Annotated in this window: 11 protein-coding genes; all 11 read right to left on the bottom strand. The window is 70.3% G+C overall.

Features of this window, described 5'->3' with window-relative positions:
- Positions 1-17: 17 nt before the first annotated feature.
- The 11 genes from narI to AC1DQF_RS02180 all read right to left on the bottom strand — a co-directional run bounded on the left by narI (position 18) and on the right by AC1DQF_RS02180 (position 13,358).
- Positions 18-749, bottom strand: a complete 732-nt coding sequence (narI, locus tag AC1DQF_RS02230; RefSeq protein ID WP_477523580.1) for a respiratory nitrate reductase subunit gamma — start codon at positions 747-749, stop codon at positions 18-20.
- Complete coding sequence (gene narJ / locus AC1DQF_RS02225; RefSeq protein WP_477523579.1) at positions 746-1,423, bottom strand: nitrate reductase molybdenum cofactor assembly chaperone; 678 nt, start codon at positions 1,421-1,423, stop codon at positions 746-748. Before narJ ends, narI begins: the two co-directional genes overlap by 4 nt.
- Positions 1,423-3,069 carry a nitrate reductase subunit beta gene (gene narH / locus AC1DQF_RS02220; protein WP_477523578.1) on the bottom strand — a complete coding sequence of 549 codons (1,647 nt, stop codon included), beginning with the start codon at positions 3,067-3,069 and terminating at the stop codon, positions 1,423-1,425. The genes narJ and narH overlap by 1 nt, the downstream gene beginning before the upstream one ends.
- Before the next feature lies 1 nt (position 3,070).
- Entirely contained in the window at positions 3,071-6,796 is a 3,726-nt protein-coding gene (locus AC1DQF_RS02215; RefSeq protein WP_477523577.1) for a nitrate reductase subunit alpha, read from the bottom strand.
- Positions 6,793-8,022: an MFS transporter gene (locus AC1DQF_RS02210; RefSeq protein ID WP_477523576.1), complete on the bottom strand. Its 1,230-nt coding sequence runs from the start codon at positions 8,020-8,022 to the stop codon at positions 6,793-6,795. The genes AC1DQF_RS02215 and AC1DQF_RS02210 overlap by 4 nt, the downstream gene beginning before the upstream one ends.
- Positions 8,023-8,148: 126 nt before the next feature.
- Positions 8,149-8,544 (bottom strand): RidA family protein, encoded by a 396-nt coding sequence (locus tag AC1DQF_RS02205; protein WP_477523575.1) that lies wholly within the window; start codon positions 8,542-8,544, stop codon positions 8,149-8,151.
- Positions 8,545-8,684: 140 nt separating this feature from the next.
- The gene (groL, locus tag AC1DQF_RS02200; protein ID WP_477523574.1) at positions 8,685-10,322 is read right to left on the bottom strand and encodes a chaperonin GroEL; all 1,638 of its coding nucleotides are present in this window, start codon (positions 10,320-10,322) and stop codon (positions 8,685-8,687) included.
- Positions 10,323-10,538: 216 nt separating this feature from the next.
- Positions 10,539-11,003, bottom strand: a complete 465-nt coding sequence (locus AC1DQF_RS02195) for an OsmC family protein (protein WP_477523573.1) — start codon at positions 11,001-11,003, stop codon at positions 10,539-10,541.
- Between the two features lie 5 nt (positions 11,004-11,008).
- A complete protein-coding gene (locus tag AC1DQF_RS02190; protein WP_477523572.1) occupies positions 11,009-11,869 on the bottom strand; it encodes an ATP-grasp domain-containing protein in 861 nt (286 codons plus the stop codon).
- On the bottom strand, positions 11,866-12,720 hold the full coding sequence (locus tag AC1DQF_RS02185) for a hypothetical protein (RefSeq protein ID WP_477523571.1): 855 nt from the start codon (positions 12,718-12,720) through the stop codon (positions 11,866-11,868). The genes AC1DQF_RS02190 and AC1DQF_RS02185 overlap by 4 nt, the downstream gene beginning before the upstream one ends.
- Positions 12,721-12,749: 29 nt before the next feature.
- Positions 12,750-13,358, bottom strand: a complete 609-nt coding sequence (locus AC1DQF_RS02180) for a LysE/ArgO family amino acid transporter (RefSeq protein WP_477523570.1) — start codon at positions 13,356-13,358, stop codon at positions 12,750-12,752.
- Between the last annotated feature and the right edge of the window lie 73 nt (positions 13,359-13,431).

Below are 13,431 nucleotides of genomic sequence, written 5' to 3'. Positions count from 1 at the left end.
CGGAGCCTCCTCGGTGTTCATGAGTCGACCCGGTCCCAGCCGCGACGCGGGCCGTGGCTGCCGAGCTGGGCGTCGTCGCGGCTGCGGTAGACGATGTAGGGCCGGGTCAGGTAGCCGACCGGCGCGCTGAAGACGTGCACGAGCCGGGTGAACGGCCACAGCGCGAAGAGCCCGAAGGCCACCAGCGCATGGAGCTGGAAGCCGATGGGGGCGTCCGCCATCAGCTCGGCATCGGGCTGGAAGGCCAGGAACGAGCGGTACCAGACCGACACGCCCTCCCGGTAGTTGTACTCCCCGCCGAGGCTGAAGACCGAGCCCGCGATCGTGTTCCACATGCCCAGCACGATCGCCGCGCCGAGGAAGGCGTACATCACCTTGTCCATCGTCGTCGTGGCCGAGAACACGGGTCCGACGGTGCGTCGACGGTAGATCAGGATCGTCATGCCCACCAGCGCCATGACGCCCGCGACGAGTCCCCCGAGCACCGCGACGTAGTGGTACAGGTGGTCGTCGACACCGATCGCCGCGGTCCACGAACGCGGGACCAGCAGCCCGATGACGTGGCCGCCGACGACGCCGAGCATGCCGAAGTGGAACAGTGGTGAGCCCAGTCGAAGCAGCCGGTCCTCGTAGAGCTGGGAGGACCGCGTGGTCCACCCGAACTTGTCGTAGCGGTAGCGCCACGCGTGCCCGACGACGAAGACCGCGAGGCAGAGGTAGGGGACGATGACCCAGAGGAAGGTGTTCATCGCGGGATCCCCACCGGGATGCTGGCCGGCGAGATCAGCGGGGAGCCGTAGCCCTGCAGGCCGACCTCCTCGGTTGGCGGACCCTGCTCGACGAGACGGCGTACGGCGTCGGCCTCGTCGCCCTTGAGGGCAGGGAGGGTGTCGCACAGGGCGAGCAGTGCCCCGGCCCACGGTGAGCCGGTCGAGCCGTCGTCGTTGCGCCAGCCGGTCAGCGCGAGGCGCAGCATCTCCACGGCTGCGCGGTGGTCGTCCAGCAGCCGCCGGGCGCCCTCGGCATCCACGGTCGCCCCGAACTGCAGCACCGCGCAGAGGTGGTCGGGCAGCTCCCCGGTGGACTGGTCCCACTCGACGCCGGCCGCGCGATAGGCCTCCTTGAACTGCACCAGTGCCATGCCGCGCCGCCGCGTGTCGCCGTAGGCGAAGTAGGTGAGGTAGAGCGCGCACTTGCGGGTGTGGTCGAAGGTGGCGACGTACTCCTGCTGCAGCACGCGCAGCTCCGTGTCGCGCAGGTGGGCCAGCAGGGGCTCGAGGTGCGCGTTCTCCTCGACCAACTCCTGCAGGGCACCCACGGACGACACGAGCTCGGCGGTCGGGTAGTCGAGCAGCACCGACAGCGCCGCCCACACCGGCCGTACGGTGTCGGGCCGGGGCCGTGACCGGGTGAAGGCGAACATCAGTCCTCCTTGCGATCCGGGAAGAGGCCGGCGGGCGCGCCCTTGCCGTCCCAGTTGAGCAGGTTGACCCGCGACGCCTTGTCGCCGGGCGAGGCGAGGGTGTCGGACGTCTGCCGGTCCTGGAGCATCCGGAAGTTCTCCACCGCGACCGGCGTCGGGTATCCCGAGCCCTCGCCGAAGAGGTCCTGCTGGCCGCCGCCCTGCTCCGAGACGGGGCACTCGGTGGCGAGCTCCTCGAGGGCGTGCGCCTGCTCGGCGTGCGCGGACGGGATCACGTAGCGCTCGTCGTACTTGGCGATCGCGAGCAACCGGAACATGTCGTACACCTCCTCGCCCGTCATGCCGACGGCCGCGGGGATGGACTCGTCGGGATCCCGGCCCAGGTTGATGTCGCGCATGTAGGAGCGCATCGCCGCGAGCTTCTTGAGGACCGCGTCCACGGGCTCGGTGTCCCCGGCGGTGAACAGGTTGGCGAGGTACTCGACGGGGATCCGGAGGGTGTCGATCGCGGCGAAGAGGTTGCCGCGGTCCTCCGCGTCCTCCCCGGTGTCCCGGATGACGTCGACGACCGGCGAGAGGGGCGGGATGTACCAGACCATCGGCATCGTGCGGTACTCCGGGTGCAGCGGCAGCGCCACCCGGAACCGGTTGATGAGCGCCCAGACGGGCGACCTGCCCGCAGCCTCGATCCAGTCGCGCGGGATGCCGGCCTCCTGCGCCGCTCGCTGGACGGCGGGATCGTCGGGGTCCAGGAAGCAGGCACGCTGGGCGTCGTACAGGTCGTGCTCGTCCTGGACCGACGCGGCCTCGAGCACCTTGTCCGCGTCGTACAGGACCAGTCCGATGTAGCGCAGCCGGCCCACGCAGGTCTCCGCGCACACCGTCGGTATGCCGACCTCGATGCGCGGGTAGCAGAACGTGCACTTCTCGGCCTTGCCGGTCTTGTGGTTGAAGTAGACCTTCTTGTACGGGCAGCCCGAGACGCACATGCGCCAGCCGCGGCACCGGTCCTGGTCGACGAGGACGATGCCGTCCTCCTCGCGCTTGTAGATCGCGCCGGAGGGGCAGGAGGCGGCGCACGACGGGTTGAGGCAGTGCTCGCAGATGCGCGGCAGGTAGAACATGAAGGTCTGCTCGAACTCGAGCCTCACCTTGTCCTCGATGCCCCGGAGCATCACGTCGCGGGCGGCGTGCTCACGGCTGCCGCCGAGGTCGTCGTCCCAGTTGGCCGACCACTCGACGGACATGTCCTTGCCGGTGAGGAGGCTCTTGGGCCGGGCGACCGGGAACGTGTCGCTCTGCGGTGAGCCGAGCAGCGTCTCGTAGTCGTAGGTCCATGGCTCGTAGTAGTCCTGGATGGACGGGAGCTTGGGGTTGGAGAAGATCGTGAGGAGCTTCTTGAGACGGCCGCCGGAGCGCAGTGCGATACGCCCGTCGGGCTTGCGCACCCAACCGCCCTGCCACTCCTCCTGGTCCTCGTAGGTGCGCGGGTAGCCCAGGCCCGGTCGTGTCTCGACGTTGTTGAACCAGACGTACTCGGTGCCCGAGCGGTTGGTCCAGGCCTGCTTGCAGGTGACCGAGCAGGTGTGGCACCCGATGCACTTGTCGAGGTTCATGACCATCGCCATCTGAGCCATGACCCTCATGTCAGTACTCCACCTTCGCGGTCCGCCTGCGGATCATGGTGACCTCGTCGCGGTTGTTGCCGATGGGGCCGATGTAGTTGAAGAAGTAGGCCAGCTGGGCGTAGCCGCCGACCATGTGGTTGGGCTTCATCAGGATCCGGGTGAGGCTGTTGTGGATGCCGCCGCGCTTGCCGTCCCGCTCGGTGCGCGGGACGTCGATGAGCCGGTCCTGGGCGTGGTGCATGTAGACGGTGCCCTCGGGCATCCGGTGGCTGACGATGGCCCGGGCCGCCACGACTCCGTTGCGGTTGACCATCTCGATCCAGTCGTTGTCCCTGATACCGACCTTGGCCGCGTCGCGGTCCGACATCCACACCGACTGGCCGCCGCGCGAGAGCGACAGCATGAACAGGTTGTCCTGGTACTCGCTGTGGATCGACCACTTGTTGTGCGGCGTCAGGTAGCGGACCGACACGCCCAGCTCGTTCTGCTCGCCGATCGGCACCTCCCCGAACAGCGCGGTCATGTCGAGCGGCGGCCGGTAGACCGGCAGCATCTCGCCCATCCCCAGGAACCAGTCGTGGTCGACGTAGAACTGCTGGCGGCCGGTGAGGGTGTGGAACGGCTTGTGCCGCTCGATGTTGATGGTGAAGGGCGCATACCGGCGTCCGCCCGACTCGGAGCCCGACCACTCGGGGGAGGTGATCACCGGAACCGGCGCGACCTGGGTGTCGGCGAAGGTGATCTGCTTGCCCTCGTGCTCGGCCGCGAGGTCGGCCAGCCGGGTGCCGGTGCGCTTCTCGAGGAACCGGAAGCCCTGGGTGGCGAGGTGCCCGTTGGACACCCCGGCCAGGTGGAGCATGGCATCAGCCATCTGCACGTCGGTCTCGACCTTGGGCTGGCCGTCGCCGGCGCCACCGTGGACGATCCCGTTGCGTGCCCGGAGGACGTCGACCTCGCGCTTCACGTCGTACGCGACGCCCTTGGTCAGCATGCCGACCTTCTCCAGCAGCGGGCCGATGGAGGTCATCTTCTCGTGGACCTGGGTGTAGTCGCGCTCGACGACCGCGATGACGGGCATCGTCTTCCCGGGCACCGGGTCGCAGCCGTCCGGGTGGTCGGGTCCGAGCTTCCAGTCCTTGACCACCCCGTGCTCGGTGGCCATGGCCTCGGGGGTGTCGTGCCACAGCGGCTTGGCCACCACGTCCCTGCGCGTGCCGAGGTGGGTGACCGCGAGCTCGGAGAACTTCTCGGCGATGACCTTCCAGGTGTCCCAGTCCGACTTCGTCTGCCACGGCGGGGCGATCGCGGGGTTGAACGAGTGGATGAACGGATGCATGTCGGTGGTGGACAGATCGTGCTTCTCGTACCAGGTGGCAGCAGGCAGGACCACGTCGCTGAGGATCGTGCTGCTGGTCATCCGGAAGTCGATCGTGGTGAGCAGGTCCAGGCGCCCCTCGGCCGCCTCGTCGGGCCACACGACGTCCGTCGGCCGCATCTCGGGTGGCGCCTCCACCGCGGTCGCCGCGCTGTCGGTGCCGAGCAGGTGACGCAGGAAGTACTCGTTGCCCTTGGCCGAGGAGCCGAGCAGGTTGGAGCGCCACAGCGACAGGATGCGCGGGTGGTTGTCCTCGGCCTCGGGGTCCTCCACCGCGAACCGCAGCGTGCCCGCCTTGAGCTCCTGCGCGACGTACGCCGGCGCCTCCATGCCCGCGGCTTCCGCGTCGTCGGCGAGCGCCAGCGAGCTGCGGTCGAACGTCGGGTAGCTCGGGCTCCAGCCCAGCCGCACCGACTGCGCCAACAGGTCCATGACGGTCCTCCCGGCGAAGATGCCCGTTCCGGCGTCGAGGTCGTCGGCGGTGAAGGTGTCGTAGCGGTACTGGCTGGTGTTGACGTACCAGTACGCCGTCTGGTTCATGTGCCGTGGCGGACGGTGCCAGTCGAGCGCGAAGGCCATGTGCTGGAAGCCCATGATCGGGCGGATCTTCTCCTGGCCCACGTAGTGCGCCCAGCCGCCGCCGTTGCGGCCCTGGCAGCCGGTGATGGTGGTGAGGACCAGCATCGCGCGATAGATCTGGTCGGAGTGGAACCAGTGGTTGACCCCGGCCCCCATCAGGATCATGCCTCGGCCCTCGGTGTCGATCGCGTTCTGCGCCCACTCGCGGGCGAGGCGCTCGACCTGGGCCGCCGGGACGCCGGTGTGGGTCTCCTGCCAGGCGGGGGTCGCCGGGTCCGTGGGGTCGTCGTAGCCCGTCGGCCACTCCCCCGGGAGGCCGTCGCGGGCCACGCCGTACTGGGCGAGCATCAGGTCCAGGACCGTGGTCACCAGCCGGTCCCCCACCTTGGCCACGGGTACGCCGCGGCGGTGGTGGCGGACCTTGCCGTCGGGGTCGTCGAAGCGCGGCAGCTCGACCTCGACGGCCTCGCGGACGCCGTCGTCCACCCCTGAGCGGTAGAGCGTCAGCGCCGGGTCGATGTCACCCAGCTCGAGGTTCCACCGGCCCAGGCCCTCGTCACCGAACCGGTGGCCGATGGCGCCCTGGGGGATGCGGACCTCGCCGGTGCGGGCGTCGATGACCGCCGGCTTCCACATCGCGTTCTCGGTGCCGCCCTCCGGGTGGTCGATGTCGCCGGCCACCAGGTACTTGCCGGGCCGCCAGACACCGGCGCCGCCGCCGTCGTCGACCCGTTCCAGGCAGATCAGGTGCGGCAGGTCGGTGTAGCGCTTGTTGTAGTCGGTGAAGAACGGCACGTCCCGGTCGGCGAAGAACTCCCGGAGCACCACGTGGCCCATCGCCATCGCGAGTGCGCCGTCGGTCCCCGGGGCGGTCGTCACCCACTCGTCGGCGAACTTCACGTTCTCCGCGTAGTCGGGTGCGACGGCGACCACCTTCTGGCCGCGGTAGCGGGCCTCGGTCATCCAGTGGGCGTCCGGGGTACGGGTCATCGGGACGTTGGAGCCCCACATGATCAGGTAGCCGGCGTCCCACCAGTCCCCCGACTCGGGCACGTCGGTCTGGTCGCCGAACATCTGCGGTGAGGCGTTGGGGAGGTCGGCGTACCAGTCGTAGAAGGAGAGCATCGGGGCGCCGATGAGCTCCAGGAAGCGCGACCCCGAGGCGTAGGAGACCGGCGACATCGCCGGGATCGGGGAGAAGCCGGCGATCCGGTCGGGGCCCCAGCGCTTGATCGTGTAGACGTGCGCCGCGGCGACGATCTCGGCCACCTCGTCCCAGCTGGCACGGACCAGTCCGCCCTTGCCGCGCGCCTTCTTGTAGAGCCTGGCCTGCTCCTCGTCCTGGACGATCGACCCCCAGGCGACCACGGGGTCGCCGTACCTCTGCTTCGCGGCGCGGAACAGCTCCAGCAGCACCCCGCGCACGTAGGGGTAGCGCACCCGCGTCGGGCTGTAGGTGTACCAGGAGAAGGCGGCGCCGCGGGGGCAGCCACGTGGCTCGTACTCGGGCTTGTCGGGGCCGGCCGAGGGGTAGTCGGTCTGCTGCGCCTCCCACGTGATGATCCCGTCCTTGACGTAGACCTTCCACGAGCAGGAGCCGGTGCAGTTGACGCCGTGCGTCGAGCGGACGACCTTGTCGTGGCTCCACCGGTCCCGGTAGAACACGTCCCCCTCGCGTCCGCCCTTCCTGACCATCGAGCGCAGGTCGTCGCTGACCTCAGCCTTGGTGAAGAAGCGTCGGCTGCCGACGAGGGCCTCACTGAGTGCTCCGTCCATCCCGGTGGGCGTCATACGGCTGCTCCTTCGCGAGTCTGGGCGGTCCTGCGCACGACGGTGAGCGTCATCGCCAGCGTCAGCGCGGCGGTGATCGCCAGCAGCCACAGGCCGATGGAGTAGGAGTCGGTCTGGCCGTAGACGTAGCCCATGAGCAGCGGGGGCACGAACCCGCCGAGCCCTCCGGCCGCTCCGACGAGCCCGGTCACACCGCCGACGCGCGCCGGCTCCGTCACCTGGGCGATCAGTGCGAAGACGGCCCCGCTGCCGGCGCCGAGGGCCGCTGCCATGGCCAGGAACGCCACGGTGCCGAGACCCGCCAGCGGTGGGGTCCCGGCCGCCACGGCGGCACACAGCGTCACCAGCCCGTAGACCGCGGCCAGCACCGGGATGGGACCGATCCGGTCGGACACCGCCCCGCCGAGGGGCCGGCACACGACCGCCACGACCACGAAGCCCGCCATCCGGTTGGCGGCGTCGGCCGGGGTCAGCCCGTGGGCGTTGATGAGGTACGCCGGGAGGTAGACCGAGAACGCGACGTAGCCGCCGAACGCGACGGCGTACAGGATGCCGGCCTGCCAGGTGATGGGCAGCCGGCTGTTGGCGGCCAGGCGGGACCCCAGGCTCGTCGTCGGGACCACCCGGCCCGGAGCGTCACGGAGCAGCACCCAGGCCACGACGGCGTACGTCGCGAGCACGGCCGCGGTGAGGACGAACGGCAGCGTCTCACCCCGCTCGAAGAGCTTGACCGTGGTGAGGGCGCTGATGGCCGTGCCACCCATGCCCGCCCCGAAGATGCCGATCGCGAGCCCGCGCCGCTCCGGCGGGAACCACGCGTTGACGAACGGGACACCCACAGCGAAGGCCGTGCCACCGATCCCGAGGAAGAACCCGCCCACCAGCAGCAAGGCGTACGAGTCGATGGCCACGAACCCGATGAAGAGCACCGGGACGACCGTGGCAGCGGAGACCAGCGGGAACATCAACCGCCCGCCGTAGCGGTCTGTCAGCGCGCCGACGACGATCCGGCCCAGGGACCCGACGATGACCGGCACCGCCACGAGCAGGGCGACGTCCGACTCGGAGAGCTGGCCCAGCGCCCCGGTCTTGCGGAACATCGGGCCGAGCGGGCTGATGAGTGCCCACGCCCAGAAGTTCACGGCGAACCCCAGGGTGGCCACGGCCAGCATCAGCCAGGGCCCGCCCGTCTCCTGCGCCGTCCCCGTGTCGCGTCGTGAGTCCATCTGGCGCCTCCCCGTGGTCCACCGCCAGCGCCTGGTGCGCCCGGTGTCCACCATCGAGCACCGAGCACGGCACGGGACAGGGCCTTTCGTCCCGCCCGTCGCTGCGACCAGCCCGGCGTGCCGACGTCACCGCCGGGCGAGTGCGATCGCCTCGACCTCGACGAGCTGGTCGGGGTAGCCGAGCAGCGCCACGCCGAGCAGGGTGCTGGGCGCGTCGTGGTCCCCGAAGGCGGCACGCACGACCTCCCACKCGGCCACCAGGTCGGCGCGGTCGGACGAGGCGACGTACACCGCGGTGCGAGCCACGTCCTCGAGCCCGCAGCCGGCGTCGGCCAGGGTGGTGACGAGGTTCGCCATCACCCGCGTGGCCTGCGCCGCCACGTCGCCGGGGGCCACGACCTCGCCCGCCTCGTCCAGCGGACAGGCCCCGGCGGTGAACACCAGCTCGCCCACGCGGGAGGCGTAGGCGTACGGCGCGGAGTCGGCGAGGGTCGGGGACCGGAGCAGCTCGACGGGGCTCATGGCGGCACTCTGCCACCCTCCTGGCCCGTGCGGCGGAGACGGAACAAGGCCCCCACCCGGAGGTGAGGGCCTTGCTGGTGACGCTGGTGGAGCTGGTGGAGCTGGTGGAGCTGGGTGGAGCGGTGGGTCCGATCGTCAGATCAGAAGTCCATGCCGCCCATGCCACCCATGTCGCCACCGCCGCCGCCCATGGCGGGAGCCTTCTCGGGCTTGTCGGCCACGACGGCCTCGGTGGTGAGGAACAGCGCCGCGATGGAGGCGGCGTTCTGCAGGGCCGAGCGGGTCACCTTGGCGGGGTCGATGATGCCCTCGGCGATCATGTCGACGTAGTCGCCGGTGGCCGCGTTGAGGCCGTGGCCCGGGGTCAGGTTGCGCACCTTCTCCGAGACGACGCCACCCTCGAGACCGGCGTTGATCGCGATCTGCTTGAGCGGGGCCTCGATGGCGACCTTGACGATGTTGGCGCCGGTGGCCTCGTCACCCGACAGGTCGAGCTTGCCGAAGGCCTCGGTGCCGGCCTGGACGAGCGCGACGCCGCCGCCGGCGACGATGCCCTCCTCGACCGCAGCCTTGGCGTTGCGGACAGCGTCCTCGATGCGGTGCTTGCGCTCCTTGAGCTCGACCTCGGTGGCCGCGCCGACCTTGATCACCGCGACACCGCCGGCCAGCTTGGCCAGGCGCTCCTGCAGCTTCTCGCGGTCGTAGTCGGAGTCCGACTTCTCGATCTCGGCGCGGATCTGGTTGACCCGTCCCTCGATCTGGCCCTGGTCGCCGGCGCCCTCGACGATGGTGGTCTCGTCCTTGGTGATGACGACCTTGCGGGCCTGGCCGAGGAGCTCGATGCCGGCCGACTCGAGCTTGAGGCCGACCTCCTCGGAGATGACCTGGCCACCGGTGAGGATGGCGATGTCCTGGAGCATGGCCTTGCGGCGGTCACCGAAGCCGGGGGCCTTGACGGCCACGGACTTGAAGGTGCCCTTGATCTTGTTGACGACCAGGGTCGACAGCGCCTCGCCGTCGACGTCCTCGGCGATGATCAGCAGCGGCTTGCCGGACTGCATGACCTTCTCCAGCAGCGGGAGGAGGTCCTTGACCGTGGAGACCTTGGAGTTGGCGATGAGGATGTAGGGGTCCTCCAGCACCGCCTCCATGCGCTCGAGGTCGGTGGCGAAGTAGGCCGAGATGTAGCCCTTGTCGAAGCGCATGCCCTCGGTCAGCTCGAGGTCGATGCCGAAGGTGTTCGACTCCTCGACGGTGATGACGCCTTCCTTGCCGACCTTGTCCATCGCCTCGGCGATGGCGTCACCGACGGTGGTGTCGCCACCGGCGGAGATGGTGGCCGTGGCCGCGATCTGCTCGCGGGTCTCGACCTCCTTGGCCATGGAGAGCAGCTGCTCGGAGACCGCGGTCACCGCAGCCTCGATGCCGCGCTTGAGGCCCATCGGGTTGGCGCCGGCCGCGACGTTGCGCAGGCCCTCGCGGACCATGGCCTGGGCCAGGACGGTGGCCGTCGTCGTGCCGTCACCGGCGACGTCGTCGGTCTTCTTGGCGACCTCCTTGACCAGCTCGGCGCCGATCTTCTCGTAGGGGTCCTCGAGCTCGATCTCCTTGGCGATCGAGACACCGTCGTTGGTGATCGTGGGGGCGCCCCACTTCTTCTCCAGCACGACGTTGCGGCCCTTGGGGCCCAGGGTCACCTTGACCGCGTCGGCGAGGGTGTTCATACCCCGCTCGAGGCCGCGGCGGGCTTCCTCGTTGAAAGCAATCAGCTTGGCCATAACTCAGCGATTTCCTTCGGAATGAGTCTGTGGTGTGTGGCGTCGGTGGGCTGCCCGCGACGGACGACCCGCACGGCTCGACGGACCATTCCCGTCGACGCACGGACCTCAGCGTCACCGATGCCGAGTTGTCACTCTCCTGATGAGAGTGCCAGCGTCATGTTTAGCACTCGGCCCCGTCGAGTGCAAACGATCTCGTGCGACGGTGGACCCGCCTCAGGGGCCGACGCGGACGGTCGGCTCGTGCTCCACGGGGAAGTTCACCGAGGACGCGATGAAGCAGGCCTCGCCCGCCTCCCGGTGGATGCGCAGGGCGGTCTCGACCTGCGAGGAGTCGGCCACTGTCACCACCGGCCGCAGCAGGACGCGGGTGAAGTGGCCACCGATCCCGTGCTGCGCCATGGTGCCGACGGGTGAGTCGGCGTACGCCGTGACGACGACGCCGTGGGTGACCGCCATGTGGAGGTAGGACAGCAGGTGGCACTGCGCGAGCGCGGCGACGAGCAGCTCCTCGGGGTTCCACCGGGCGGCGTCGCCACGGAAGGTCGGGTCCGCCGACCCCTCGAGCTCAGGCTTGCCGGACGCCCGCAGCACGACGTCGCGGGCGTAGTCGCGGTAGCCGCTGGTGCCGCTGCCGCGATTGCCCCTCCACTCCAGGTCCAGCGCGTAGGTGTGGTCCATGCGGCTCAGCCCAGCCGGGCGACGACGAGGTCGGCAAAGGGGGCAGCGTTGGCGGGCAGCACGTCGAGGTAGAGCCCGGGCTCGGTGACCTCGAGCTCACTCACGCACCACTGCCCCTCGTGGTGGAGCAGGTCGACGCGTCCGTAGTCGAGCGGCCGGCCGGTGAAGTCGGCGGCCGCCAGCATCGCGGCGGTGGCGAGCTCCGCCAGCTCGGGCCGCAGCGCCACCGGGGCGGACTCCCCGCCGAAGTGCTCGTGGACCCGGATCTCGTCGCCGCCCGGCACCTTGTCGACCTGGGAGACGGCCACGCCGTCGAGGACGAAGACCGAGGTCTCCCCCACCGTGCGCACGGACTCGACGAGCGGCTGGGCGATCCAGGGGCCGCGGGCCATCGGCAGCTCGGGATGGTCGACGAAGTCGCGGCCGAGCCGCTCGTCGTCCGGGTCGTCGACCACGAGGACGCCGGCCCCGCCGGCACCCACCCGCGGCTTGACGACGGTGCGGCCGAAGCGGCGTACGGCGTCCGCGAGGGCGTCCCGGTCGTCGGCGGTGACGGTGGGCACCACCGGGACCCCGGAGAGCCGGGTCAGGTAGGCCTTGTCGACGTTCCAGCCGAAGACGTCGGCACCGTTGAGCAGCCGGGACTGCTCCAGCGAGCGCGCCCAGTCGAGGAACTCCCCGGGCCGGTCGATGTAGTCCCACGTCGACCGCACGGCGACGAGGTCGGCGCCGGCCCAGTCGACGTCCGCGTCGTCCCAGACCGCCCAGCGGGCCTCGACACCCCGCTCGGCGAGGGCCGACTCGAGGGCAGGTCCGCCCGGCTCACCGGCCGGCCAGTCGGAGCTGGTGGCGAGCAGCATGGTCATCGGGTCTCCTTCGGGTCGGCCGCGGGGTCCGGCGAGGTGCCGTGGAAGTGCCCCGAGCTGGTGTCGCGGTTGGTCCCCTCGCGGTTGTCACCCTTCTCGATGACGACGAGGTTGTGGTAGCAGTGCACGGCCCGCACGTGCGTGTCGGTGTAGCTCGGCTCGTAGCCCTCCACGAGGAGCTCCTCGTGGTTGAGGCCGTCCACGAGGTCCTTCACCATGTCCATCGACGTGCCAGACGCGCGCGGGTCGAGCTGACCACCCCACGCCGGCCAGTACGACGTCTGGGTGTCCTCGATGCAGTAGATCGCCCCGTCCGGGAGCAACGGGAAGACGATCGCGAAGGTCTCCCGCACGTGGGCCGGCACGTGGCTGCCGTCGTCGACCACCACCAGCGGCACCCCCCGCTCGGCGAAGATCCGCCGGAAGACGTCGGGGTCCGTCTGGTCGCCCCGGTAGGTCACGATCGGGCCCTGGTCGATGAACGACTTGTCCTCGATGTCCAGGCCCACGATCGTGGCCCGGGGGAAGAACCAGCGCCACATCTTCAGCGAGGCACCGCTGCGCTTGCGCCGGGTGTAGCCGCCCACGCCGATCTCCAGCAGCGTGAACTCGCGGCGACGCAGGTGCTCGAGGTGCCGCTCGTAGTGCGGGGTGTAGCGGTGCACGCCCCACTTGTCGGTGCCGAACTCCTCGGCGAGCTCGGTCAGGCTCATCGCCCGCAGCCGCTGCCGCCGCTCACGGCGGCGCTGCTGGGGCGTCGGCTCGGCGGGGGGCACGACGGGCCCGGCGGCACCACCGCCCACGCGGCGGCGCACGGCGGAGACGACCTGGCGCGGGGAGAGGGAGACCACGACGGAACCCTAACGACCCGCTCCCCCGCTCAGCCGCCCAGCAGGAGCGAGAGCGCGATCGCCGTCATCACCAGGGCGATCAGGCCGTCGAGCACCCGCCACGCAGCGGGCCGGGCGAAGAGCGGAGCGAGCCGGCGCGCGCCGTACGCCAGGCCGAAGAACCACAGGAAGCTGCCGAGGACGGCCCCCAGGGCGAAGGCCCAGCGGCCGTCGTCGCCGTGCTGGTTGGCGAGGGAGCCGAGCAGCAGCACGGTGTCGAGATAGACGTGCGGGTTGAGGAAGGTCAGTGCCGCTGCGGTGGTCAGCACCGGTCGGAGCCCGACCCGCGCGCCGCCTGTCGCCGCGTGCAGCTCGCCGGGGCGCACGGCCCGCCGCAGCGCGAGCACGGCGTAGGCGAGGAGGAACGCCGCCCCGGCCCACCGCACCACGTCGAGCACCACCGGCGACCGCTCCACGAGCCTGCCGATGCCGGTCACCCCCGCGACGATCAGCACCGCGTCGGCGACGGAGCACAGGAGCGCGACCGCCCCCACGTGCTCGCGGCGGATCCCCTGCCGCAGCACGAACGCGTTCTGCGCGCCGATGGCGACGATGAGGGACAGCCCGGCGAGCAGGCCGGCGAGGGCGGTGGTGAGCACGGGCCGAGGCTAGAGGTCCAGCCCACGCCCATTTAATATAAGTGTGTTGATAAACTTTAGGTAGCATGCGAAG

Source organism: Nocardioides sp. P4_G4 (genome assembly GCF_056401085.1).
The sequence above is the reverse complement of the archived record's forward strand: the minus strand, read 5'-3'. Positions and strand labels throughout refer to the sequence as shown.